The sequence below is a fragment of the Psychromonas marina genome (assembly GCF_030161115.1).
Lineage (GTDB): Bacteria > Pseudomonadota > Gammaproteobacteria > Enterobacterales > Psychromonadaceae > Psychromonas > Psychromonas marina.
This window is the reverse complement of sequence record NZ_BSPQ01000015.1, coordinates 15,595-42,179: the sequence shown is the minus strand read 5'-3', so window position 1 is coordinate 42,179 and position 26,585 is coordinate 15,595. Positions and strand designations below refer to the sequence as shown.

Annotated in this window: 16 protein-coding genes; 15 read left to right on the top strand and 1 reads right to left on the bottom strand. The window is 37.6% G+C overall.

Annotated features, from left to right (window positions below):
* Window positions 1-157: 157 nt before the first annotated feature.
* From QQK09_RS14335 to QQK09_RS14325, 3 genes are all read left to right on the top strand, one after another.
* Complete coding sequence (locus QQK09_RS14335; protein WP_284204851.1) at window positions 158-1,255, top strand: AraC family transcriptional regulator; 1,098 nt, start codon at window positions 158-160, stop codon at window positions 1,253-1,255.
* A gap of 172 nt (window positions 1,256-1,427) precedes the next feature.
* A complete protein-coding gene (locus QQK09_RS14330; protein WP_284204850.1) occupies window positions 1,428-3,839 on the top strand; it encodes a glycoside hydrolase family 3 N-terminal domain-containing protein in 2,412 nt (803 codons plus the stop codon).
* 122 nt (window positions 3,840-3,961) lie between these two features.
* Window positions 3,962-4,675 (top strand): FadR/GntR family transcriptional regulator, encoded by a 714-nt coding sequence (locus QQK09_RS14325; protein ID WP_284204849.1) that lies wholly within the window; start codon window positions 3,962-3,964, stop codon window positions 4,673-4,675.
* 347 nt (window positions 4,676-5,022) lie between these two features.
* Here the strand turns inward: QQK09_RS14325 and ushA are convergent, their stop codons facing one another.
* Entirely contained in the window at window positions 5,023-6,684 is a 1,662-nt protein-coding gene (gene ushA, locus QQK09_RS14320) for a bifunctional UDP-sugar hydrolase/5'-nucleotidase UshA (protein WP_284204848.1), read from the bottom strand.
* 517 nt (window positions 6,685-7,201) lie between these two features.
* Here ushA and QQK09_RS14315 point away from each other — a divergent pair.
* The 12 genes from QQK09_RS14315 to QQK09_RS14260 all read left to right on the top strand — a co-directional run bounded on the left by QQK09_RS14315 (window position 7,202) and on the right by QQK09_RS14260 (window position 26,572).
* Complete coding sequence (locus QQK09_RS14315) at window positions 7,202-8,641, top strand: TolC family protein (protein ID WP_284204847.1); 1,440 nt, start codon at window positions 7,202-7,204, stop codon at window positions 8,639-8,641.
* Window positions 8,638-9,612 (top strand): HlyD family secretion protein, encoded by a 975-nt coding sequence (locus tag QQK09_RS14310; RefSeq protein ID WP_284204846.1) that lies wholly within the window; start codon window positions 8,638-8,640, stop codon window positions 9,610-9,612. The genes QQK09_RS14315 and QQK09_RS14310 overlap by 4 nt, the downstream gene beginning before the upstream one ends.
* Complete coding sequence (locus QQK09_RS14305; protein ID WP_284204845.1) at window positions 9,612-10,772, top strand: ABC transporter permease; 1,161 nt, start codon at window positions 9,612-9,614, stop codon at window positions 10,770-10,772. The genes QQK09_RS14310 and QQK09_RS14305 overlap by 1 nt, the downstream gene beginning before the upstream one ends.
* Window positions 10,759-11,904 carry an ABC transporter permease gene (locus QQK09_RS14300; RefSeq protein WP_284204844.1) on the top strand — a complete coding sequence of 382 codons (1,146 nt, stop codon included), beginning with the start codon at window positions 10,759-10,761 and terminating at the stop codon, window positions 11,902-11,904. Before QQK09_RS14305 ends, QQK09_RS14300 begins: the two co-directional genes overlap by 14 nt.
* Before the next feature lie 577 nt (window positions 11,905-12,481).
* Complete coding sequence (locus QQK09_RS14295; RefSeq protein WP_284204843.1) at window positions 12,482-13,720, top strand: ABC transporter substrate-binding protein; 1,239 nt, start codon at window positions 12,482-12,484, stop codon at window positions 13,718-13,720.
* 21 nt (window positions 13,721-13,741) lie between these two features.
* Window positions 13,742-16,150 (top strand): PAS domain-containing hybrid sensor histidine kinase/response regulator, encoded by a 2,409-nt coding sequence (locus QQK09_RS14290; protein ID WP_284204842.1) that lies wholly within the window; start codon window positions 13,742-13,744, stop codon window positions 16,148-16,150.
* 366 nt (window positions 16,151-16,516) lie between these two features.
* Window positions 16,517-18,499: a TonB-dependent receptor domain-containing protein gene (locus QQK09_RS14285; protein ID WP_284204841.1), complete on the top strand. Its 1,983-nt coding sequence runs from the start codon at window positions 16,517-16,519 to the stop codon at window positions 18,497-18,499.
* Window positions 18,500-18,844: 345 nt separating this feature from the next.
* Window positions 18,845-20,275 (top strand): 6-phospho-beta-glucosidase, encoded by a 1,431-nt coding sequence (gene ascB / locus QQK09_RS14280; protein ID WP_284204840.1) that lies wholly within the window; start codon window positions 18,845-18,847, stop codon window positions 20,273-20,275.
* Between the two features lie 462 nt (window positions 20,276-20,737).
* Window positions 20,738-20,938, top strand: a complete 201-nt coding sequence (locus QQK09_RS14275; protein ID WP_284204839.1) for a hypothetical protein — start codon at window positions 20,738-20,740, stop codon at window positions 20,936-20,938.
* Between the two features lie 825 nt (window positions 20,939-21,763).
* A complete protein-coding gene (locus tag QQK09_RS14270) occupies window positions 21,764-23,074 on the top strand; it encodes an ABC transporter substrate-binding protein (protein WP_284204838.1) in 1,311 nt (436 codons plus the stop codon).
* A gap of 4 nt (window positions 23,075-23,078) precedes the next feature.
* Window positions 23,079-25,595 carry an ATP-binding protein gene (locus QQK09_RS14265; protein WP_284204837.1) on the top strand — a complete coding sequence of 839 codons (2,517 nt, stop codon included), beginning with the start codon at window positions 23,079-23,081 and terminating at the stop codon, window positions 25,593-25,595.
* On the top strand, window positions 25,592-26,572 hold the full coding sequence (locus QQK09_RS14260; protein ID WP_284204836.1) for a diguanylate cyclase domain-containing protein: 981 nt from the start codon (window positions 25,592-25,594) through the stop codon (window positions 26,570-26,572). The genes QQK09_RS14265 and QQK09_RS14260 overlap by 4 nt, the downstream gene beginning before the upstream one ends.
* Window positions 26,573-26,585 lie beyond the last annotated feature (13 nt).

The window sequence follows — 26,585 nt, the reverse complement described above, 5'->3', positions numbered from 1 at the left end:
AGGGTACTTGTTTCTAACATTTAAGGTAATGTGCATCGCCATAAAAATGTTAGATATCATAAAAAAGAGAATTTTATTTATTAGTAGTTGTTTATGTTATTTAGCACTTCTTTGCTCTTTTATTACCAGTTTACTTTAGCTAATGGAAAAGCACTTTATGATTAAGTTATTGTTATTGATCGACACGATGTTCTATTACGACCGAGAAGTGTTGAAAGGTATAAAATCTAAAGCGGATGAATGCCCGTTTAAATTCTCGATTCATATTGAATCAATTGAGAATGCAGAGGATATCTTATCGCAACAGTGGGATTATGTGATTGCTGATTTTGATAAAGTCGATCGTTTTGATGTGATTTCACAATTAACGTGTCATGTACTTATTTATTCTAGTTATCGTATTGAAAATGCACCTAAATCCGTTTCAACAGTGACGAATGATAATCAATATTTATCTTGCTTAGCATTAGGGCAGTTCATTCAAAACGATATTCAAAATGTGACCTTTTATATGGACCCGAGTGAAATGAATGCCGGTTGGGCAAAAGAACGCCATCTATATTTTAAACAGCATGCTTCGTTACTCGATCTTAATTATGTTAGTAATTTACAAAACGCGGTGTCTACAAAGCAGTTTCCACTCGGTGTTTATTGTGCATCAGATCGATCTGCAAGAAAATTAGTTGATTTTTGCACGCGTAATAAGATATCTATTCCGGGACAAGTATCGATTATTGGCACTGACTATGATGACGCAGAATGCTATCTGTCAGATGTGCCTTTAACCTCGATTTATCTTGATCCGTACCGGCTGGGTAAAAAATGCTTACAAGTATTACTTAAAGCAAAACGCTTTAATAAATTATTGCATGAGAAATATCAGCCTAAAAATGTGCTCAATGAAAATACGACGATGGTAGACAGCTCTCAGGATGAGATTGTAAACAATGCATTATATTTCTTACATAATAATTTCCATACCAATATAAAAGTTAATCATGTGGTCGATTTTTGTAAAACCTCTCGAAAAACGCTGGATAAACGATTTAGTGCGAATAAAGGGATGACAGTGCATCAATATTTATCTGATTTACGAATTAGTAAATCAAAAAAACTACTGAGAAGCAGTAGTGAGTCGATAGAATCTATCGCATTACAGTGTGGTTACCCAAGTCAAAGCTATTTATATCAAGTGTATAAAAAGTTATTTGATTATACCCCCTGCAAATATCGACAAAATTTAACAATTTCTTAATAAATTAGCTTATTAAAACGCTTTTTCATTTGTAATTTAGTTTATTTTAATTGTGTTATTTGGTTGATCTGTTTAGTGATTTTGCAACTGTGCGCAAGATCGGATATTAAGTTTTTCAAATCATTCATATTAACGCTACTCCCATTATTAATTTACTACTGAGAAGCATAATATGAGCACTTATAAAAATCCGAATAATAGCGTTCAAGAAAGACTTGATGACCTGCTGAGTCAAATGACGTTGGCTGAAAAAATAGCACAATTAGGTGCACAATGGTTAATTTTGGATCCTGAAGGTGATCATCAAGATCGCGAATTAGAGATGACTTCTAGCGAAGCACGTAAACCGATTAAAGAGCGTTTACAACATGGTTTAGGGCAAATTACACGACCACTTGGTACACATACCATTACGGCAGAAGAGGGCGTTAAAGCACTTAATCTTTTACAGAAATATTTAGTAGAAGAAACACGTTTGGGTATCCCTGCTATGTCGCATGAAGAATGTTTGGTCGGGTTAATGGCTAAGGGGGCAACACTGTTCCCATCGTCACTTAATTATGGTCATACATGGAATCCTGAATTAATTGAAGAGATGGGTAAAATTATTGGTGAAGAAGTACGCCAAGTAGGTGCTCATCATGGTCTAGCGCCGGTACTTGATGTTTCGCGTGATGTTCGTTGGGGACGCACAGAGGAAACCTTAGGTGAAGACCCGTACCATGTTGGTGTACTGGCAACGAGTTATGTTAAAGGACTACAAACTGAAAAACGTGACTTATTAGCAACGCTAAAACATTATGTTGGACATTCATTTAGTGAAGGCGCACGTAACCATGCACCTGTTCATCTTGGTTTTAAAGAGCTTAATGATACGTTCATGTTGCCTTTTGAAATGGCTGTTAAGCTAGGTAATGCGGGTTCAGTTATGCCTGCTTACCATGATATTGATAATGAACCTTGCCACAGTTCTGAATATTTATTAACAACCGTTTTACGTGATGAATGGGGCTTTGATGGTTTGATTGTAGCCGATTACGGCGGTGTAGATTTACTTGCTTCTCACCACGGTATTGCTGCTGATAGTACAGAAGCCGCTGCACTCTCTTTTAATGCTGGCTTAGATATCGAATTACCAGATGATGCATGTGCGAGTCACATTCAAGAAGCGATAGAGCGCGGCTTAATTTCATTAGATAAGATCGATGAAATTGTATCACGTGTATTAAAAACGAAATTTGAATTAGGTTTATTCGAAAACCCGTACTGTAAAGAAGATAACATTCAACTTCAGACCGATGAAGCGAAAAAAGTGGCTTACCAAGTGGCTTCTCAGTCAGTGGTATTGATGGAAAATAATGGTACGTTGCCTGTGAGAACGGCACAAAAAATTGCCGTTATAGGGCCAACAGCAGATGATCAACTTGCACTGCTGGGCGGTTATAGTTTCCCAATCCATTTGATTTTGAGCAGCATGGATGATGATTCGAAAGTATCAAAAACAATTTTAGAAGCGGTAAAAGATCAGTTTGCTGATGTTTCATACCTCAAAGGTTGTGAAATATTAACTGAGCGTCATGCAAACGCACCGGTTTTCCCGGGTGATGTTGATATGGCAATGGGGCAACAATTAGAGTCACCAGTATCAAAAGATACAAGCCAAATTGCAGCCGCTGCAGGATTAGTTGCCGATGCGGATATTGCATTAGTGTGTGTGGGGGATTTAGCGGGTTTATTCCAAACAGGTACCATTGGTGAAGGTTCAGATACTGATAGCCTTGATCTACCGGGCGTACAGCAAGAACTTATTGATGCTGCAATCGCAACCGGTAAACCGGTTATTATTTTAGTAACAGGCGGACGTCCATATAACTTAAATGGCGCAGAAGAAAAAGCCGCTGGTGTTCTTTTTGGTTGGGCACCAGGCCAAGAAGGTGCAGATGCGATTATCGACATTGTAACGGGTAAAGCATCCCCATCAGGTCGTTTAACACTATCTATCCCTAAAAATGCAGGGGCAGTGCCTTATTACTATAACCACAAATTGAAGAGCGGTGGTACACCAATCGCTTATCACTTTGGTTCTAAATATAACTTTGGTTACGGTTTAACCTACACCAACTTTGATTATAAGAAAATGGTAATTGAAGCGCACTCTGTGGATATTAATGGCGAGATTAATGTTTCAGTTGAGATTGAAAATAGCGGTGCTGTAGATGGTTGCGAAGTGGTTCAGTTATACATAAAAGATAAATTATGTTCTTTAGTAAGACCAATTCGTGAATTAAAAGGCTTTGTAAGGGCGAATATCAAAGCGGGCGAAACAGCTATTGTTAACTTCTCTTTACCTGTTGATATGCTTAATTTTACTGATAATAAACATCGTCGAGTAGTAGAACCCGGTGACGTTGAAATAATGATTGGTCGCTCAGCAACAGATATCGTATTTAATGAAACAGTAACAGTAACGGGTGAGCTAAATGTATTACCTAAATACTGGAAAATGTTATGTGCAACAGAAGTGAACGCTAAACGAACGTTCGCTGCAATCAATGATGAAAAAGTTTTACAACACACGGAATGATTAGCGCCTTTATTAGTTTAAGTAATTTCAGTTACTTGGCGGCTAAATCATAAAGTAACTTAGAGATTACCAAAACACCGACTAACAACCCGTTAGTCGGTGTTTTTATTAAAAGGACTATCATGAACAATACATTTTTAAAAATAGCAGGCGAGAAACGTAGCCTGCACGTACAAGTTGCACGTGAAATTGCACGTAAAATACTTTCTTTTGAATTACCACAAGATAAAATTATCCCGAGTGAAGTGGTGTTATGTGAGCAATTTAAGGTAAGTCGTACCGCATTACGTGAAGCCATTAAGTTATTATCCTCAAAAGGTTTACTTGAGTCTAAACCGAAAGTCGGCACGCGTGTTAGAAGCCGTGAAAGTTGGAACTTTTTAGATCCTCAATTATTATTATGGTTAACTGATTTAGGTGATAATGAACGTGTTTATCAAGAGTTTTTAGCGTTACGTAGAGCGATAGAACCGGGTGCTGTCGCGTTGGCTGCGACTAATGCGACTGCTGAGCAGCGTGTTTTATTATCAGCAATATTTCAAGAAATGGATGAAATATCTAAGAACTTCGATGCAGAGCGTTGGGCAGAAGCAGATTTACAATTTCATCGATTAATTTTTCTTTCTACAGGTAATAATTTCTATCTGCCGTTTGCAAATATCTTAGAGACCATGTTTAGAAAGTTTATAAGCTATTCATCAGGCAACGGTGATACGTGTATCCATGACCATACTGCTATTTATAATGCAATTATGAGCGGCGATAGTCACAAAGCACGACAAGCCAATATTAGTTTACTTAAGGAATGTACGCAGCGTTTAGCAATGAGTGCTTAGTTCATCACGGCAATAAAAGCACCGAAGAATCGTGTTTTCATCGGTGTTTTGCATGATTTTTTAGCACTCTTTTCTGTTATTTTACCTGTTTACCTGTTTAACTGATTCCAATAATGTAATTTTTAAATTGTATTGAACATCCTTAATTTTAAGGCGTAAGGCTGATAAGTTATTGGATTGGTATTGTATTCTATTGAAAAACAGAATGTTTTTAAATTAATTGAGTTGCTGAGAATATAGGTTTTATTGTCGTGATAAATGCCGATTATGCTTGTGGGGGGGGCTTGTCGCTTTACGTGTTCAAAGAGCCACTATCTGCGATAGTGACTCATTAATTAAATCGCTTCCTAACGGTAAGTTATCTCACCTTTTGGCGCAAAGTCAGCGATATCAAGTGGTGTATTCGCTTCTATGTACTCTTTTAATACTTCAGCATCTACATAACCTGTATTGACATAAGCTGGATGACCTGTGATTTTAGGGTAACCGTCTCCGCCCGCCGCGTTAAACGATGGAATAGTGAAGCGGTATGTGGCATTTAAATCAAGTGCTTTTCCTGCAATCATCACATCGATTACCTGTTGTTCTGCAACGGTCAGTGAGATCCCGGCAAATTGTGCAAAAGCACCAGAGTCTTTGCTTTTCGTTGCGACTTCGTTAAGGTAGTTAATAACCTCAGTACCAGACATATCAACAAACGTAATAGTATTAGCGAAAGGTTGCACCGTTAATACACTTTTATAGGTAATATCACCCGCTTCCAAAGAAGCACGTACTCCACCTGAGTTCATAATTGAAAAGTCAGATTTAGCGCGTTGCATATGGGCTGTGGCAATTAATCGACCTAAGTTAGTCTGGTTATTACGTACGACATTGCGCTCGCCTTGCAATAAACCATTACTCTTACCAATTACAATATTCAGTGCCTCATGACCTTTATCTTGAAACGGTTTTAAGGTGCTTAATACTGCTGGATCTTGTGCTATTTCATCTTGGATAAAGACACGTACCTTTTTACCCTCTGCATTTTTTACTTTTTTCTTTAAGTTAACCGGAATGAGTGCGTAATCTTGCAGGGTAAATTCACCATTTTTAAAGCTGTAATCTGCGCGGCCTACGTATTTACCCCATTCATGGGCCTGTACGATATCGATACCGTTTTGTACATCTGGTTTACAAGCATCACCGGGTTTGAAATCGGCGTATTGGTTTGCTCCCTCCATACAGACTGGCTCTTGTGAGTGCCCACCAATAATCATATCTAAGTCACCCTCATCAAGGTAACGGGCTAATTGCACATCACCTGGCGCATTAGATCCGTTGTCACCATTTAAATAATGACCCATATGAGTTGCTGCAATAATCACATCTGGATTATGCTCCGCTTTGAGTTCAGCAATCACACGTTTTGCTTCAGCTTTAGGGTCTGTAAAGGTAACATCTTCAATAAATTCAGGGTTACCAATTTTAGCGGTGTCTTCTGTGGTTAACCCGATAACAGCAATCTTGATGCCATCTTTATTAAAAATTTTATAGGCGTCAAACAGTCGTTTGCCATCTTTGTAGATATTAGCAGCAAGAAATGGGAATTCTGCCCAATCAGCTTGTTTTGCGAGTACATCAAGTGGGTTATCAAACTCATGGTTACCAACGGCCATCGCATCATAACCAATCATATTCATACCAATAAAATCTGGCTCTGCGTCTTGTAGATCAGACTCTGGTACGCCGGTGTTAATATCACCGCCCGATAAAAGTAGTAATGAACCACCTTCCGCTTTAACCTCTGCTCGAATATTATTAATGAGAGTTGCACGTGCTGCCATGCCACGTTCACCATATTTGTTTTGCCAGAAGTTACCATGATTGTCATTGGTATGGAGGATGGTGATATTGTAATCTTTATCCTTAACCCACTCATGTTGTGCGGTTTGATTAGTGACTGAATTGGAACAGCCCGTTGCAATGAAGAGTGCTAAAGTCGCGAGTGTAAAACGTTTGCTATCCATAAATTTCATTCCTTTAATTGGATTCAAATAATAGTTTGTCCGTAACATGTCTATCTACAAAAAAGTTCAACTCTTAAAGTTACCTCAGTCTAATGATCTCGCAACGTACAAAGTGAGACATTGATCACTAGAATCACTATTATTGTATGATTAATTGTTTTATTAACAAAATATGTTGTTGATGTCTGTGTGACTTGTTGTTTGCTTTTTCTGTGGTCTTTTTTACATCAGTGCATCGAGTGTGGTGCTATTTTTTGACTGGAAAGCTTTTACCTATCAAATAAAGGTAGCAGCGCTTTGTATTGCATTCTATGAACATGAAATTAGCCTTGAAGTTTATATTTTTATCGTATTCAGCTCGCCACTTCTGTTTTTAGGTTCTACCATATTAGTGAAAAACTTCTTTAATAGGTTTGACTTAGCGCCAATTCCTGAGATTGTATGAGTGTTATCATTGTGGTGTAAGATAAGTCACGCAACCATCTATTTAATTTAACTATTGGCTGAATTATTTATAATGCTAAAAAAACAAAAAACAAATATGCTCATTGTTGCAGCCTCTTTGCTGATGGCATTTTCTGCCCATGCTCAAGAAATTCGTTTTGCTGATGCATGGACACTTCTGCAGAAAAAAAATAACTCTCTTGCAGCTCAGCGTGCCAATGTCACGCGTTATCAACAGTTAGAAAAAGCCGACGAAAGCCTTTATCTGCCCTCCATTACGCTAGGGGCAAATTATACTCGATTAGATGACGATATCACTTTGTCTGGTGGACAACTTTTGGAAAGTTTAGATAGCTCAAGTCAAGCGGCACTTGCAGGTCTTGCTAGCTCATTAGCACAACTAGGTATCGATTTTGGTGATATTACTGGTGCAACCTCCACCATTGCCGAAAAAGATATGTTCAATTCCTCGATCCGTGCTATTTGGCCTATTTTCACGGGTGGGAGGATCAGTGCCGCTCATGATTATGCCGCCGGACTCACTGAAGAAGCGGTTGCACAATTGAAAATGGAAACACAAGCGCGCTATGAAGATCTTGGTAAATATTACTTCAGCGTGGTCCTTGCAAAAGAGGTGCTAGAAACTCGCCTATCAGTTGAAGCTGGATTGAAAGAGCATCGTGATTTTGCGCTTAAATTAGAACAACAAGGGCAGATAGCGAAAGTGGAGCGTCTTCAAGCTGAAGCTTCATTGGCTAAAGCGGTTGTTGATAGAAAAAAATTACAGAAAGATCTTTATATTGCTTCTTCTGCACTCACTAAAATACTCAATCAAACGAGTAAGGTTACCCCACAAAGTGAGTTGTTTATTAATCGTACATTGCCCCCCATTTCAGCGTTTACTGATCAGACGCTTGCCACTTATCCCGGTTTAGATATTTTAAATGCGAAAGAGAAACAAGCTGATAGCTCGATAAAAGCTGAAAAAGGCAAATATTACCCGGAGGTTTTTCTTTATGGTGATTACGTACTTTATGAAGATGATAGTATCGCGAGTGAATTGGCACCTGATTGGTTCGTTGGTATCGGTGTTAATGTCCCGTTGATGGAGAGGACGGGACGATCTGACAAAATTCGTGCTTCCCACAGTGCACGATTACAAATTCGCCATTTACGTTATCAAGCAAAACAAGATTTAACGGTATTGGTTGAAAAAACTTATTTTGAAGCTGAGCAAGCAATTGAAGAGTTTCAGGGCTTAGATGCGAGTCTTGCTTTGGCTGAAGAAAATTTAAAATTACGCAAAAAAGCGTTTAACCAAGGTTTATCAACTTCGCTTGATGTGATTGATGCAGAACTGTATATGGCCAGCATCAAAACCCAACAACAGGTCGCTAGCTTTAACTATGTTATTGCTTTAAATAAATTACTGGCTCTGAGTAGCAATATGTCCACTTTTACTGACTATGAGTTAAATGCTTTGCAATTAAATAGAGTAGAGGATAAATCATGAAATATGTTAAACCAGCTGTTTTCAGCTTAATTGGCGCGATAATAGTTGGCTGGATAATTTATAGTTTTTATCTTGCTTACCTGCCTAAACCTGTCTACATCCAAGGACAAATTGAAGCCCAGCAATATAGTATCTCTTCTAAAGTAGCAGGCAGAATTGAAGAGGTGATGGTTAAAAAAGGCGATATTGTTGCCAAAGGTGATCCGGTTTTCACTATCTATAGCCCGGAGATAGAAGCTAAACTTGAACAAGCGATGGCAGGTCAAGAGATAGCAGGTGCGATGGCATTAGAAGCTGAAAACGGGGCGCGTTCACAGCAAACTAGCATGGCACAAGATGAGTGGAATAAAGCCAAAGCAGCGGCAGCACTGATGGAGAAAACCTACCAACGCGTAGATAACTTATACCGAGAAGGCGTGGTTGCAGAGCAAAAACGCGATGAGGCATGGACACAATGGCAAGCCGCTAAATATACGCAAAATGCAGCGTTACAGATGTATCAAATGTCAAAAGAGGGCGCGAGAAGTGAAACTAAACGTGCCGCAGAAGAGCAAGTTAGAATGGCTGCAGGTGCAGTTGCTGAGGTGCAAGCTTATGCGCAAGATACTAAAATCACGAGTTGGTTTGATGGTGAAATATCACAAGTTTTATTGAATAGTGGTGAGTTAGCACCGCAAGGTTTTCCTGTCGTCACCGTTGTTGATATGCAAGATGCTTGGGTGGTTTTTAATGTCCGTGAAGATTTACTAAGTAATTTCCCGCAAGATAAAACCTTTGAAGCTTACTTGCCTGCCTTGGATAAAAAAATAGAGTTTCAAGTTGCTCATATTGCCGTGATGGGAGATTTTGCAACTTGGCGTTCGACAGATTCTGCGAAAGGGTTTGATTTAAGAACCTTTGAAATAGAAGCGAAACCACTTAATTTAACTGATAAGTTAAGAACCGGTATGAGCGTGGTGATTGAGTTGTAATGATGACGGCTACTAAATTACCTCAATGGGGACTACTTAAGAGCGATCGCTGGTTATTATCTAGCTTGACCTGGATTCCGATATTACTTGCACTCTCTATTTGGTGGGTTTTTTCACAAGGAATTGCCAAAGATCTTCCCGTTGGCGTCGTTGACCTACAGCAGAGTGCATTATCTCGACAATTGGTGCGTGAGTTTGATGCAACATCTACATTAAAAGTTGATCATACGTTTAATGACGTTGGTGCTGCAAAAAGTGCCTTCATTAGTAACGAAATATACGCGTACATAGTGATCCCCAAAAATTTCGATCGTGATATTAAGATTAGCAACGCTCCTCAGGTGACTGTTTTTTATAACAGCCAATATATTCTTGTTGGTAAATTGATAAATAGCGCTGCCTTACAAGCACATGGTACTTTTAACGCACAAATTGCGACGTTAAAGCAGATGGCGAAGGGTAACAGTAATCAGTTAGCGGCCATTTCTAAAGCAGTCAGAATTCGTACTCAGATTACCCCTCTATTTAATAAAAACTCGAACTATGCCCAATTTCTTGTTTCTGCCATTGTGCCTGCTTTATGGCAAATTTCTATTGTCGTCTCCACCATCTTATTTTTAACCGCTAACTATCGCCGATATGGATTAAAGAAGATGGTAGGAAAGAATCCTTTGAGCCAGCTTATTAGCATCTCAAGTTTTTATTTACCTTTTTTTATTATGCAGGGTGCTTCCTTTTTGATCTGGTTTTATTACATTCTGAACTGGCCGATGGAAGGGAGTTTGCTGCCTCTCTTTTTTGCCCAGCTAGTCACGGTTATTGCTTGTATGGTGATGGGCGCGCTGTTTTTCTTTTATGCACTTGACCCTGCTAAAGCAATGAGCTTTGCAGGCGCATTTTCTGCACCTAGTTTTGCATTTATGGGGGTCACTTTTCCTGTTACCGATATGAATATGGTTGCACAGGTGTGGCGATCATTACTGCCAATAAGTCATTATATTGAAGCGCAAATAAGCCAAGTTAGTTACGGCGCTTCTGCATGGCAAACGGTGAGTGACTTTATGCCTTCAATGCTAGGGTATCTGCTACCTTTATTACTTACGTTGCTGCTGATAAAAAAACAACTCAGGAAATTGGAAAATAATAATGGGTCTATTTAAATTAATAAAGGCTGAATTAAAGGCAATATTTAGTAACTCTGATATTTTACTAACGGTATTTGGCGGGGTTATTTTTTATTCATTTTTATATCCATTACCCTATACGCAGCAAACGCCACAGGAACAACAGATCACGGTTATTAATCTCGATAGCAGTCAATTAAGTCGCCAGCTTGAACGTATGGTTGATGCAACCGCTCAGGTTAAAATAGTTAAACGAGCACACTCTATTGAAGAAGCGAAAGCACAGTTTTTAAAAGGGGATGTGCGCGGTATTTTATTAATTCCAAAACACTTTAATCGCGATCTTTTATTAGGTAAAAGCCCTGTTCTCTCCTATTCGGGAGATGCTTCCTATTTTTTAGTTTACGGCACCATTGTTGAAGGGCTCGCCAAAGCGGGAGGGACGCTGGCTGCTCAGGCAACTGTTTCACGGCTCGTTATTGATGGCGTGCCATTAGAGTTAGCAACACAGCAATATGCACAAGTAAAACTAAACATGAAACCCACTTTTAACCCGACTATTGGTTACCTTAATTACGTTGTTCCCGCTGTTTTTGTCCTTATTTTACAGCAAACGCTAATCATGGGCGTTGGGTTGCTAGGTGGCAGTGAGAAAATGAACGAAGGTTATTGGCATCAATACTCCCCATTTTTGATATTGGCTGCACGCAGTTTCATTTTTGTTGGTATCTATTATCTATTGGCGCTTTATTATTTTGGTTTTAGTTTTGAGTTTTATGGCGTAAATAAACTGGCCTCTCATACGGTTATTTTGGCGTTGCTCGCTCCTTTTTTATTGACCAGTACCTTTATTGGGATTTTGTTAGGTGCAATTCTGCCGCGAAGAGAGTTAGTCACCTTTATTGTGTTAATTAGTTCAATGCCATTGATATTTAGTACCGGGTTTATATGGCCTCTTGAAAGTGTTCCACTGCCGATGATTTGGTTGAGTAATCTGTTTCCTTCTACCCCTGCTATTCAAAGCTTTTTGATGGTAAACCAAATGGGGGCTGAATTTTCTCAAGTTATGGCACAGTGGAAATTACTTTGGATGCAAGTTGTCGTATGGGGAGTACTTGCTTACTTTTCTTATCAACGTGTTCAACGACGCCGTATTAAAGCAAAATAATGTAAAAGGTAATCATTCTTGCTGATTAAGGTCCTCAATTACGGTATTGATATTTTCGAAGCGAGAATTGTTATTTCCTACAACCCTCTGCTTGCTAGTGATAATTTTTCTATTCATTAGTTGGGAGATTAATCCTATTTAACGTTGTAAATAAGGTGCTATCAAGAGAGATGTTTACTAAAAAAGCATCCTACTTTTACCGTTTCGACAAACATTATTATTCAGAATATTTGGGTGAGGTGTGAGTTAGTATTTACTATTAAAAAGCATTTCCTACCACATGACCGCTTCTAAAATAATAGCAACTTAATATTCTGAACAAATCTCACTTCACTTTTTTGATAAAAAATTGCTGTGATAGTTGAGATCTCAACTAAAGTCAGTTTTAAGTGACCCATTGATATGGATGAAGCTGCTAAGAAATAGCGAGTTAATACTGTGGTTTTTGGTTTGGATAATTTCGCCAAGCTTATTTAACCTCCCTTCTAATTCATGAGGTAAGTACCATCGTGTTCATTATTTTAATGTGGGGTCTATCTTGAATTAAGGTTATTGGTTATTAGAAATGGATTAATTTATGGCAGAAAAAAATTTAAAAAAGGGGGGGGGGGCGATGCTTAGGAACTTATTTTTAATTTTTTTAGCTAGTTACTCTTGTTGCTCTTTTGCATCTCCCGATGTATTTAAAATTTATTTCGATGCAGATAGAACCGGACACCTTGAATCAGCAATGTCGATAGAGCAAGGGGTTAAAGTTGCATTTGCACAACGTGATAATAAGCTATCTGGCATACCTGTTAAGTTTGTAACATTAGATCACAGAGGTAACGTACGCAGAAGCAAAAAAAATATGGATAAGTTTCTTCAAGATCCTAATGCAATTGCGTTTGTAGGAGGGCTTCACTCTTCGCCTTTGATCAAGTATCGCGACTTTATTAATGAATCAAAGCTATTAACACTGGTCCCCTGGGCTGCTGGTGGTCCCATCACTCGATATCCCTCAAAAGATAACTTTGTTTTTCGCTTGTCAGTTGATGATCACAAAGTCGGTAAACACTTGGTCGATTTTGCATTGCAGCAACAATGTGTAAAGCCGCATATGTTGCTTGAAAACACCGCTTGGGGAAAATCAAATTATCAAAGTATAAGCTCAGCATTGAAGGATGATTCACTAAAGGAGACTGAAGTGACCTGGTTTTCGTGGGGCATTAATACCGTACAAGCGCGTCTGTTACTGGAAGGCATAAAAAATGAGAAAGCCGATTGTATATTTATGGTTGCAGGTGCTCGTGAAGGTGCGTTACTGGTCAAAGCGGTCGCCGATTTAAATTTGAACATATCAATATACAGTCATTGGGGTATTAGCGGTGGTGATTTTGCGCAGACAGTGCCTTTTGAAATTCGTAATAAAGCAAATTTACATTTTATTCAATCTTGTTTTAATTTTTATAGTTCAGCAGAAAATGCGTTCAATATGCAGGTTTTTGATGACGCTAAAAGGATGTTTCCGGTGCAGTTTAAGAGCCACAATATAAAAGCGCCTGCAGGCTTTGTGCATGGTTATGATCTGGCTAGCGTTTTCATCAATGCCGCACAGCATGTCAAATTTAGTGACGATATCGTCGACAACCGTATAGCAATGAAAACAGCACTAGAGTCTTCATATGCACCAGTTAATGGGTTAATAAAAAAATATAATGTGCCATTTAGCGAATTTACACGTGATAAACCAGATGCACATGAAGCATTAGATAATGGTGATCTCTGTATGGCGATCTATGATGATATGAATGCGGTTAAATTAATTGAAAAATAAACCATAGGGTTTGGGGTTACGATGTTTTTTGACAAAAAAAATGGAATGCATCTATTTACACTGTTTATCATATTGGGTGCTATTACTTTTATGGCTACCAGTTATATATTTGTGCGTAATCAGGCCATAGAAACAGCAAGAATAATTAATGATGAAAATTTAAAAGGTAAATTTTCGGCTATTGAGCAATATGTGAGTGAATTTTTTGAGTCGCATGAAAGAACAATTCACAAAATATCAGCTTATCCTTATGTTGTGAGTGCAATACTAGAGGGAGGTGAAGATATCGCTGCGATGAAGGACCAAATGTCTCTCATTAAAACTAATGAGGTAGGTACCTTTGTAAACTTGTATGATTTCACTGGAGAAAGTATTTATATTGAGCTGGAGTTATCCGCAGCGGTTAATCAATTTATCGTACAAGGGATAAAGAATGAATCTATTATTAATGATCCGGGGTATATCTTTTTTAAGGATGGTGAGCAAGATTACTTATTGATTACAGAGCCGATAAAATATAACCAATCAGCAGAGGGACTGTCTGCTTATATCATTACACTCAATGGTAATAATCTTATTGGCAGATTAACTGCTGACAGCAATCACTGGTTTGGAATTAGTCAGGATAGGTTTAACTGGTCAATGTCACCTAAGAGCGGTTGGAAGGTACAATCTAAAAAAATTAGTAAGTTTGATATCACTCTGCTCTACGCATCATCACCTACATTTCTTGCCAAGACAGAGTCTGACTTTTTAACCAGCTTACTGATGCGTATGGCATTCGCAACGTTATTCACGATTATCTTGCTCTATTTTATAGGGAGAAGGCTTTTAGTTTCCCCTTTTCAGTCCCTTGCTGAATCAGAACATTTACTGGAGCTGCAAGCTGAAGAATTAAAAATTAAAGGTGCGGAGTCTACTCGCTTAGCTCGAGTGGCAAAATATATGCGTGATGCCGTATTATTTACCGATGTTGAACTCAATATTATATGGGTAAACAGTGCATTCGAAGCGATGACAGGGTTTAAAAAAGAGGAGGTTGCAGGTTTTAAAGCAAGTCAGTTTTTACAAGGGCCTGAGACTGATCCCAAAACAGTAGAAAAAATTCGTACCATCATTGGTAATAGAGAGTTTGGTACCTTTGAAATCGTCACCTATGGGAAAAATAGAGCACCTTATTGGTTAGAGGTACAGGTAAGCCCATTATTCAATGAACAAGGAGATTTAGAAGGTTTTATGGCGGTTAAACGCGATATTAGCAGTCGAAAAGCATTGGAAGAAACACTAAAACAAAGTGCTAAAAAAGCGGAAGCCGCTAATGTTGCTAAATCTCAGTTTTTAGCATCCATGAGCCACGAACTTCGAACACCCATGAATGGGGTGCTCGGTATGAGTGAGTTAATAAAAGACTCTACGTTGACTCCAGAGCAACATGAGATGGTTAATACACTACTGAGTTCAGGAAAACATATGTTATCGGTATTAAATGACATATTGGACTTTTCTAAAATTGAAGCTGGTAAATTAAATTTGAATTTCAGTAGTTTTTCCCTCTGTGAGTTAGAAGCAGAAGTCTCGCAAATCTATCAAGCACTCTGTGATGAAAAAGGGTTAACGTTTAATTTAACTTTTGCCGAAGATGAACGCTATGTGTGCGTCGCAGATAAGGTGCGAATTCAGCAAATATTGCAAAACTTACTAAATAATGCCTGGAAGTTTACCCAACAAGGGCAAATTAGTGCTTCTATTAAAGTCGTAAAAAAGGGGGAAGCAGCGCAGATTGAGTTAGTCGTTTCAGATACGGGGATAGGTATAAAAAAAGAGAAACAAAGCATTATTTTTCAACCCTTTTCTCAGGCTGAAAATGATACCACTCGACGGTTTGGTGGGACAGGGCTTGGGCTTTCTATTGTTTCTGAGCTGATAAATGCCATGCAAGGCACGATAGAACTCGAGAGTACATTGGGTGTCGGTAGCCAGTTTACAGTGATTATTCCTATTAAGTTGGGGGAACGTCTTAAAGATATTAAACGCAACATGAGCTCCATTTTTGATGGTGCTGGGCTAAAAGCGCTTATTGTAGAGGACAATAAAATTAATATTACTGTATTAACCATGTTCCTTAAAAAACGTGGTATCACCTGTGAGGTTGCTGAAAATGGACAAGAAGGTGTCGAAAAAATTAAAAATTATCCCTTTGATTTAGTGATGATGGACAACCATATGCCGGTGATGGATGGTATTGAAGCAACGAAAATTATTAAGGCATTACGACTTGATAGAGAGCCATTAATTATTGGTTGTACCGCCGATGCTTTTGAACAAACTCGAATAGATATGCTTAATGCTGGCTGTAAAGATGTTGTTACTAAGCCTATTCATACATCAAGGTTGGATGAGGTGTTGATAAGTAATTTTAACGCTTGTTAATTCGCTTTAAACATTATTAATGAGAGACCTTAATTTTTTCCCACATCAAAATAGATAACATCGGTGATGATAATTTTAACCCGAATAAATACTCGTTTTTTATTATTCGAGTATTGAATATGTGATATTCAATAAACTTTAAGCAAGATGAGCCTTGGATTTAAACTTCTTTAAAATACAAATGCGCAACGTTACATTTTGCAATATTTCATTAACAATTATAACGTTTTAATTCAATTAGATAGATAAGTGATTATTGTTTGAGCGTTTGAACACTTTGTGAAAAATTTTACTTGCCTTTTATTGTGCCTACCTCTTAAATGCGATGTATTCTCATTATCATTCGTATTTAATTATAAGGCTACCATGTCTAACTACTTTAATTTTGCTCGTAAACCTTTATCTGTTGCTGTTGCATCACTTTGTGTTTCTCTTCCTGTCTTTGCTGAAGAAGTGACCGCCGATGAGCAGATGGTTATTACAGCGACACGCACTGAAATATCTTTGGATAAAGCACCTGCTTCTATGTCGGTGATTACTCAAGATGAAATAATGGCTGAGCCGGGTGTTGCATTAAATGATTTAGTCAAAAATGTAGCTGGCGTTGAAAGTACAATGGATGGTGGGCGTGCTGGCAGAGAGATGATTTCGATTCGTGGGATGGATTCAAAGTTCACCATGATTTTAGTGGATGGACGTAAATTGAGCTCATCAAATGCTATTTTCCGTGGTAATGATTTTGACTTATCAATGATTCCAAAAGATAGTATTGAACGCATTGAAGTGATCCGTGGTCCTATGTCTGCTTTATATGGTTCAGAAGCGTTAGGTGGTGTTATTAACGTGATCACTAAAGGTCCAAGCAACGAATGGCATTCACAATTAAGCAGTGATGCAAGTTTTCGTGATGATGATAATGGCGCGGAATACAGCACTGGGTTTAATACCGGTGGTGCTTTAATTGATGACGAGCTATTTATGTCTTTCTCGGTCAATAAAAGTTCGCGAGATGAATGGAATGCATTCTCTGGCATGGTTGGTGAAGGAGATAGTGCGTACGATCGTTCTGAAGGTTCAACCTTAGAGGAGCGTGATACGCTAGCAATGACGGGTGGTTTATTATGGTATATCAATGAAGATCATGATTTAGCTTTCGATTTTTCATACGCTGATGATGACCGTGAAGGTACGCTTGAGTCTACCTCTGGTTTATTAGATTCAGAAACGCACGTGAAACGTAATACACAAGCATTAACCTATAATGGTTCATTCAATTGGGGTGAAGCGTTAGTACGCTATAATCGTGATGCAGTGGTGAGTGAAGATAATTACAATAGCAAAAATGCTGAGCAGGGTTTATATGATATTGATGAAACTAATCAATCCGTATATGCACATGCAACGACCTATTTAGGTGCACATACATTAACGGTGGGTGGCGAGTTTAATAACAGTAAATTAGTAAACCCGGACAGTTTAACAGTAACTGGTGAAACAGACGTATCGCAACAGGCACTGTTTGTGCAAGACCAATGGGAACTTACCGATTCAACAACATTAACCTATGGGACACGTGTTGATTTTCATGAGCAGTTTGGCGCACATTGGAGTCCACGTGCATATATCGTTAATACGGTAACAGATAAACTGACCATTAAAGGTGGTGTTGGTACTGCATTTAATGCGCCAAGCTTATTACAGTTATCGGAAGAGAATATCATCACTAGTTGTAAAGGCGGCTGTTTGGTTGTTGGTAATCCTGATCTCGCGCCTGAAACAAGTGTAAGTTATGAAGTCTCAGCTATTTATACAGAGAATCGCTGGAGCTTAGAAGCAGGACTTTTCCGTAATGATATTAAAAACTTAATCGACCAAGACCGTGAAAACCCTGTAGGCGGAACGTCAGATCTTCCGACTTATACATACAAAAATATCGACAGTGCACGAGTACAAGGTGTTGAGTTAACAGGTTATTACGCTTTTACTAATAGCATTAATTTAAACGCTAATTACACCTTTATTGATAGTGAAGATCAAACAACTAATGAAGCATTAATGGATCGTCCGGACCATTCTGCAACGGCGCGTCTGAGTTGGGCTGCATCGAGTGATTTAGATACTTTTGCACGTGTTAATTACACCGGTAAAACGTTAATCGATACTGATGTTTATCGTCCGGGATATACAACGCTTGATCTTGGTTTAAATTATACCGTTGCTCAAGAAGTACGCTTAAGAGCAGGCGTTCGAAACTTAACCTCTGAACAGTTTGATGAGTTTGATGTAACTCAGCGTGGGTATAGTGTGTTACCAAGAACATGGTATGTTGGTCTGACAGCAGACTTCTAGAGGCAATCATAAAGTGGTGTAAATTCTTATGCCATAAAACGAATACAGCTCATATATCTAGCCACCTTTAACACAATTATTTTTAAAGGTGGCTACTGCTTTAATTTTTAACAATCCTCCTAATTTATTACGTAGTTGATTACTATTGACTATAAAACAATTGCTTAAGCTTAAAAATATTTGTAATGTTAATCCTTGTTATATGATCGAGTATATTTTAAACAGGTACCTGAACACGGATATGATGAATCAATAATCAGTCATTAAATATAAAGTTCTCTTGTATTTCGTTACCTTCTCTTTGTAAATAGTAATGCTATTTAGCAAACATTAAAGGACTAAAACATGTCTGAAAATACGTTTCCCGATGATTTTTTATGGGGTGGTGCTATTGCTGCCAATCAAGCTGAAGGTGCTTACCTTAGCGGTGGAAAAGGGTTAACAACCGTTGATTTAATTCCTTATGGTGAAAAACGCTTGGCAACAAAATTAGGTCTTTTTGAAACAGTGAACCTTGAACCTAAGGAATATTATCCTAGCCATCAGGGGATTGATTTTTACAATCGTTATCAAGATGATATTGCGTTATTAGCAGAGATGGGATTTAAGGTATTCAGAACCTCAATTTCATGGAGCAGAATATACCCAAAGGGCGATGAGCTAGTTGCAAATGAAGCCGGAATCGAATTTTATAGAAATCTATTTTTAGAATGTAAAAAATACAATATTGAACCGTTAGTAACGCTCTGCCATTTTGATGTGCCGATGCATCTCGTTAATGAGTATGGCTCATGGCGTAGTCGTGAAATGATTGCTTTTTTTGAACGTTATGCTACGACCTGCTTCAATGAATTTGACGGCTTAGTTAAGTATTGGCTTACTTTCAATGAAATTAATATTCTCCTTCATAGTCCATTTTCTGGTGCCGGCCTGTTATTCAAAAATGGCGAAAATAAGGAACAAATAAAATATCAAGCAGCACACTATGAGCTTGTTGCTAGCGCATCAGTCACCCGTATTGCGCATGAGATTAACCCAGATAATCAAGTTGGATGTATGTTGGCTGGCGGGGATTTTTATCCTTACTCTTGTAAACCAGAAGATGTACTGACGGCATTGCAAAAAGATCGAGAAAATCTATTTTTTATTGATGTCCAGTCTCGCGGTTATTACCCGTCTTATGCGAAAAAAGTATTTGCAGAAAAACAGGTTGTACTTGATATAACAGAACAAGATCGTCAAATTTTAACCAATACGGTTGATTTCATCTCATTTAGTTATTATGCATCTCGCTGTGCATCTGCAGACATGAATAGTCATAATACCAGTGAAGCAAATATCGTTAAATCGATTAAAAATCCACATTTACCATCGAGTGATTGGGGGTGGGTTATTGATCCTGTTGGTTTGCGGATCACCATGAATACTTTGTATGACCGCTACCAGAAACCGTTGTTTTTGGTTGAAAATGGCTTGGGTGCTAAGGATAGTCTTGATGAAAATGGCGAGATTCAGGATGATTATCGTATCAATTATCTAAAACAGCATATTAAAGCGATGAAAGATGCTATTTCAGATGGTATCCCTCTCATGGGATATACCCCATGGGGATGCATTGATTTAGTCGCAGCATCAACGGGAGAGATGAGTAAACGCTATGGATTTATTTATGTTGACCGAGATGATATGGGCAATGGTTCTTTGAAGCGAATTAGAAAAAAATCATTTCATTGGTATAAAAGAGTAATCGCAACTAATGGTGAATGTTTAGACTAATTGTTTTTATTAAGATTTTTTATAGCAGTGCTTGATGTACCATTTCCCTTTGTGAAATCATCCAATGCTGATGACGCTAGGTGCACAAGGCTACTTTAAGTATTGCTCAAAAAGGTGATCAAAGGCTCCTATTGTTGTGACTCCACAACTTTAATTACCATCAATCTATTCTTTTTGGTTATGTCCCTCATTATTTTTCTTTGCTATGCCGCCATCCTCTGTAAATATTCATCTTTTACGCTTTCATATCTAGCTATTTTTTCCATGACACTGACCAATTCGTAAGTATATGAAGATTTTTAGAAACTCTTAATATCTACAATATTATTTGAAAGTTTGACGTTGGTCTTTAAATGAACTTTTTATTACAAAGAAAATAGATCTTGATCACATCTTAAAGTTGCCTTATGATACTTATCAAATAGAAATGAAATTTAATTACACAATAAAAAGGAAGTAACTATGTTATCAATTATACAAGCGCTATTTACCCGTACAGAAGATCACGCTGGTCGAGATATCGATAAAGTGATTAAACGATTGGCTAGCAAAATGGGTACAACACCTTATGCTTGGTCATATATTAAAGAGCAATCAGTCTATGAAAATACCACAAATGGCATGCGTGTTTACCCACATGAATTAGAAAAATATGCAGCTTAGTAGTATGTTAATAGTAATAAATTCAACTTACTCTAGCTCTTTTTATAATGAACTAAACCGCTTAAATTTTATTTAAATAGATAGCATCGCATAAATTATTAGACGAGGTTTATTGCGATTGTTATCTATTTAAACTACAAAACATCTATCCTTAAACCCCTCTACGTTATCCTCTTATAATAACCTTGCTTATTATAAATTCATCATTTCCACGTATGTAAAATACAAATCACACTGCTTTTTTCATTTATTGAAATTATTTTACATGTAATAAAACAACGAAAAGTGTTGTTAGTTTTCATCATTACTTCAATTGTAATGCTTTCGTCATTTCCAGATGATTCCTTGTGAATTCATCTTTTTTTTGGGGAAAAATGTTCTAGGGCTAGCGACATATAAAACTCTGACTTTGAGAGATAAATCACACTCTAAAAATTAACCCAAATTACAACATTATCTCAGTTGAAATTAAAGGGGAAATTCACTACTAGAAATTTTAATGAAACGATGAATTCACACTAACTATATGAAATAAAGTATATTATTTTTTGTATGTTAACCAAGCTGATTAAACGCCATGTCTGATGATTTATATAAGTAATGCGAACAATTATTGGTATATATTAATTAGCCTAGGGTTTTAAATAGAATCGTCGCTAAATCAATAATAAATAAGTCTTTCTACGGAGTAAATCCGTGTTGATTTTACATTCCTTACTATAATTTATCTCAACAGTGTTGTTTCGCTTAAATTTATCATTTGGTTCTATTATCTCTATATCGGAAACTATTATGCAATGCAGGTTAACTCTCCTAAGTACCTTCTTGTTAGTTCTTTTTTTAAGTGCCTGTAGCCCTGAAAATAACAGCACAAAAAAGGATCAAGTAACCGATAAGGCTTCCTTTAAAATTGAGAGGGAAGAAGAGATTCCTACTCCCTTAAAACAAGTTATTCTGACTCTTGGCTCATGGCGAAAAGGCGATGTAGAGCAGATAAACTTTATTCTCAGTAAGTTTAGTGAACAGTATCCGCATATAGTCATCAAATTCGACCCAACCGAACAGTCTGAATATAACGACGTAATTGAAGCTCAATTAGAAAGTGGTACCGCGCCAGATCTATTTTATTTACGCTCTTTTTCTCATTCAAGAGTACTTTTTGAAAAAGGGTATTTAGCCTCATTGAATGAGCTCGCTAATATTCAAGAAACTTTTCCCACAGAAATGCTGACAGCTTGGTCATCAAGTGAGGGGGAAGTCTACGCTGTTCCTTTAATGGCGGTATCTCATGGTATCTATTATAACGCCTCACTTTTTGAAAAAATGAACCTCGCGATCCCAGATACTTGGGAGAAACTGTTGAACTTAGCTAGTACGCTCAAAGAAAGTGGTATTACCCCTTTCGCCAATGCGACCGGAGATGCTTGGACGATTAATGGGCTGTTATTACAAAATGTTATTCCCAGTATTATTGGTGGTATTGATGGGCGATTAGCTTATTACAATGGGGAACGTTGTTTTGATGATGATCAGATGGTTGCCTCTTTTCAGGCCGTAAAAGATATTGCTCCCTACCTTTCTAAAAATCAAAAATTATTAAAATATGCAGATAGTCTGCAGCTATTTATTCAAGGAAAGTCACCCATGTGGTTTGGTGGTTCCTGGGATATTCCCTTTTTTGAAACGCAAAATCCAGATTTTAAATGGAGTGTTTTTGCTATTCCAGCCCCGCAAGGGAAAGATAATTATGTGACTTTTCATCCCGATGCAGGTATTGGGTTAAATCGTTCTTCCGCTTATATGGAAGAGGCTAAATTATTCTTACAATGGATGATGACAGAGGAATTTTCATCATTAATCACGCAGCAACTTCCCGGCTTTTTTCCAATGCATAAACAAGTCGCTAAAATAGAAAATGAACATGCGCGCTTATTTTTGGATTTTAATGACAAATATAAAACCGATATTCGTTTTGTTTGGGGGAAAATAAGGGATGGTAATCCTAGCGCATACCAACTGAGCCTGCAGTCTTCAGTAGATGTCATCAATAATTTGATAACGCCCAAACAAGCCGCTGAAAATCTGCAAACAGGGTTATCTTCCTGGTATCTGCCCGCCAGTCGTTGTCGGGAATAAATCTATGGTTTCTCTGTTTAAACGAAAAATTATTATTAGGGTTGTATTGGGTTATTTGTTAGCGCTTGCGTTAACGTTAGCTATTGTTTTTCTGACCCTTAGCCGGCTCAATAATATTAATAACACCGTTGATGAACTTACTAATAGGTTAGCGGTTACGAGAGCACTTTCTCAACGTGTCGTTAGCCAGCTTCATGAAGTCCGTTTTTATGCTGATCGCTACTTACGCTTTTATAACCAAAAGGACTTAGATCTATTTAATACAAAAATTCTTGGTCTGAAGCAAAGCCAACAAGAGATGAGCAAGCACACTAAGAAGGAAAGATCTTTGGGATTAATTCAATATATTAAACAGGAAACAGGGCAATATGAATTGGAATTTTCAGAGATAACAAAACTAATTATGTACCAGCAATCGCTTCTATCGACGGTTTTTATTAAACAAGAATTGTTAATCGAGAACCACTTGTCAGCAATTCGCGTTAATGTGGGTATTGTGCAAATTGGAGAGATATTTCTTTCCTTTGGAAATGCACGTAATTCATTTGAATTAATGCGTTTATTTCAGTCCAAATACTTGAGTGGTAATGATGAAAAGTATTTTGTCATGTTCAAGAAAAACTACCAATATGCCTCCCAAGCTTTTACTGATTTAAGCAACTCACTTAATGCAATTGAAGAGAATCCTCATATTGCGTTAACGGCAGCTAAAGCAAAAGCGGCATTAAAGATTTATTATGAAACATTCATTAAAATTCATTCTGTCAGTATCAAGCTAAATCAATTATCAGGAAAATTAGATCACCATGAGTTTGAGATTAGCCAAGCGGCCTCTCTTTTAGCACAAGGCATCGAAGCGCAATATAAAGCGCATAACGAACTTACTCAAACATTAGTATCGAGAACACAATTTGAGTTATTAGGTGCTGTTATTATTGCTATATTACTTAATTTAGCCCTTATTTTTGTCGTTTTACGATACATCATTGCTCCTATTTTTCAGCGAATGCAGCAAGAAGCGTTACAATTAAAAGCCGCAAAAAATAAAGCTGAAGTGGCCAATCGAGTGAAAAGTGAATTTGTTGCAAATATGAGCCACGAATTACGTACCCCCCTTAATGCCGTTATCGGTTTCAGTGAATTACTTTCCAGTATGGTTGTGGACACTAAGCAGAAGAGCTTCATTCACTCAATAAAAACGGCGGGAAGTAATTTGTTGATGCTGATTAATGATGTACTGGATCTTTCTAAAATTGAGGTTGGTAAACTAAAATTACAACAATCACCCGTCAATCTTGCCCATTTACTTGATGAAATTGAACAGATATTTAGTCTTAATGTCATGGAAAAAAATCTTACTCTGTCTATCTATTGTCCAGTCGAACTGCCTAATTTTCTCTATTTAGATAACCTTCGGTTTAGGCAAGTTTTAATAAACCTAGTAGGTAATGCGATTAAATTTACTGATCAAGGGCATATTAAAGTATCTGTGGGTATTACTGAAAAGAGTCTTGATAGTATCGATTTAGTGATCTCTGTTATTGATACAGGCATTGGTATCCCTCTGGAAAATCAGCAAAAAATATTTAACTCCTTTGAGCAACAATCTAATCAAAATGCCATTAAATATGGCGGCACGGGATTGGGGTTAAGCATTACTAAGCGTCTGGTCGAATTAATGGGGGGGAATATTACTTTAACCAGCATGCCAAAGGAAGGTAGTCAATTTGATGTCTTTATACCAAACGTTAAGATAACTAAATTAGAAACAAGCATGTATGAAACTGAAGGTGGGGTTGTTGAAGCAATTAATTTCTCCCCTGTTAATGTCCTCGTCGCTGATGATGTCGAGTTCAATAGAATATTATTGGATGAGTTTTTAACTAAAAAAGGCTTGAATATTACCACTGTAAATAACGGTCATGAAGCGTTGCTAGCTGTTCAAAAAATGAAACCTGATCTCATTATTATGGACATAAGAATGCCTCTCATGAGTGGTATTGAGGCGGCTAAAAAGCTACAAGAAAATATCAGTACCGCCAACATTCCAATTATTGCACTGACATCCTCTGTTAGCCAGTCTGATAAATCATTTGCTTTAACGCATGGGTTTTCTGATTTTCTGTCAAAACCTATCAATTTTACGCTGCTTCTAAAAGTGCTTTCTGGTTATTTAGCGCATAGCTATGAGCAGCAAGGCGATTTGCTAAGTGAAAAACCACCTGTTGAAATTATATTAGAGAATATCAATCAACCAAGCGTTTTACTCATGAGTTTACAACGAGATATATTGCCAGCTTTAGAGCAATTAAAGAAAGCATTTATTTTAAGTGATTATAAGCAATTAGGTTTGCAACTTAACAAACTTAGCTTCGATCATAAAATAGAACCTTTATTGATTGAGTCAGAAAATATTCGTCATCTGAGCGATTCTTTTAATATTAAAGGGATGAATAAAAGTATTAACAAACTAACACAATCAATGACGGCTTTAGCACTCAGATTGGAGGAAGGGCAATGACCAACGAGTCTCCGTTGATATTAATTGTTGATGATAATCCAGAAAATATTCAATTTCTGGGTAATCTTCTGGTGCAGCAACAATATGAATTAGGCGTAGCCTTAAACGGCATTGAGGCGTTGAAATTTATAGAACACCGACTTCCTGATCTGATTCTTTTAGATATTATGATGCCAAATATGGGGGGCTTTGAAGTCTGCAAGCACTTGAAGCATTCATCGTTGACTAACAATATCCCGGTAATATTTATTTCTGCCAAAGTTGAAACTGAAGATATTATCCAAGGTCTGGAAATGGGGGGCGTTGATTATGTAAAAAAACCATTTAATAGCGCAGAGCTTTTATTAAGAGTTAAAACGCACCTGGAATTAAAGTTCAATAGAGAAACCTTAGAAAAGGAGATACTGAAAAGGATTGATATTCAAAAAGCACTCGAAAAGGCAAATAATGAATTACAACAGCTTTCAAACTTAGATGGGCTGACAAAAATTGCTAACCGAAGACGTTTTGACATTGCGATAAAAGAAGAGGGCGACAGAGCTAAAAGAGAAAATATGCCTCTCTCTCTAATAATGTGCGATGTTGATCATTTTAAAATTTATAATGATACCTATGGCCATCAGATGGGAGATACCTGTTTACAGAAAATTGCTGAGGTAATAAGTGTTGCATGCCAGCGACCGGGTGATATTGCCGCCAGGTATGGTGGTGAAGAGTTTGCGATTATTCTCCCTAACACTGATCCAATTGGGGCGCTAAATATTGCAGATACAATCAATAATGCGCTTACATTATTAAATATTAAGCATAATCAATCACCAGTAGCGCCATTTGTGACCATCAGCATGGGGATTGCAACGTTAGTTACCTCAGGGGAGGTAGTGATTGATCGCTTTATTCACCGTGCCGATAAGGCGCTTTATTGTGCCAAGAAAAGAGGTAGGAACTGTATCGTTGAAGCGTTACATGAAATATAATTTAGGTTAATAT

What these genes read in the sequence shown, in the direction of transcription:
- QQK09_RS14335 (WP_284204851.1), top strand. Translation starts at nt 158, where the DNA reads ATGATTAAGTTATTGTTATTGATCGACACGATGTTCTATTACGACCGA.
- QQK09_RS14330 (WP_284204850.1), top strand. Translation starts at nt 1,428, where the DNA reads ATGAGCACTTATAAAAATCCGAATAATAGCGTTCAAGAAAGACTTGAT.
- QQK09_RS14325 (WP_284204849.1), top strand. Translation starts at nt 3,962, where the DNA reads ATGAACAATACATTTTTAAAAATAGCAGGCGAGAAACGTAGCCTGCAC.
- ushA (WP_284204848.1), bottom strand. Translation starts at nt 6,684, where the DNA reads ATGGATAGCAAACGTTTTACACTCGCGACTTTAGCACTCTTCATTGCA.
- QQK09_RS14315 (WP_284204847.1), top strand. Translation starts at nt 7,202, where the DNA reads ATGCTAAAAAAACAAAAAACAAATATGCTCATTGTTGCAGCCTCTTTG.
- QQK09_RS14310 (WP_284204846.1), top strand. Translation starts at nt 8,638, where the DNA reads ATGAAATATGTTAAACCAGCTGTTTTCAGCTTAATTGGCGCGATAATA.
- QQK09_RS14305 (WP_284204845.1), top strand. Translation starts at nt 9,612, where the DNA reads ATGATGACGGCTACTAAATTACCTCAATGGGGACTACTTAAGAGCGAT.
- QQK09_RS14300 (WP_284204844.1), top strand. Translation starts at nt 10,759, where the DNA reads ATGGGTCTATTTAAATTAATAAAGGCTGAATTAAAGGCAATATTTAGT.
- QQK09_RS14295 (WP_284204843.1), top strand. Translation starts at nt 12,482, where the DNA reads ATGGCAGAAAAAAATTTAAAAAAGGGGGGGGGGGCGATGCTTAGGAAC.
- QQK09_RS14290 (WP_284204842.1), top strand. Translation starts at nt 13,742, where the DNA reads ATGTTTTTTGACAAAAAAAATGGAATGCATCTATTTACACTGTTTATC.
- QQK09_RS14285 (WP_284204841.1), top strand. Translation starts at nt 16,517, where the DNA reads ATGTCTAACTACTTTAATTTTGCTCGTAAACCTTTATCTGTTGCTGTT.
- ascB (WP_284204840.1), top strand. Translation starts at nt 18,845, where the DNA reads ATGTCTGAAAATACGTTTCCCGATGATTTTTTATGGGGTGGTGCTATT.
- QQK09_RS14275 (WP_284204839.1), top strand. Translation starts at nt 20,738, where the DNA reads ATGTTATCAATTATACAAGCGCTATTTACCCGTACAGAAGATCACGCT.
- QQK09_RS14265 (WP_284204837.1), top strand. Translation starts at nt 23,079, where the DNA reads ATGGTTTCTCTGTTTAAACGAAAAATTATTATTAGGGTTGTATTGGGT.
- QQK09_RS14260 (WP_284204836.1), top strand. Translation starts at nt 25,592, where the DNA reads ATGACCAACGAGTCTCCGTTGATATTAATTGTTGATGATAATCCAGAA.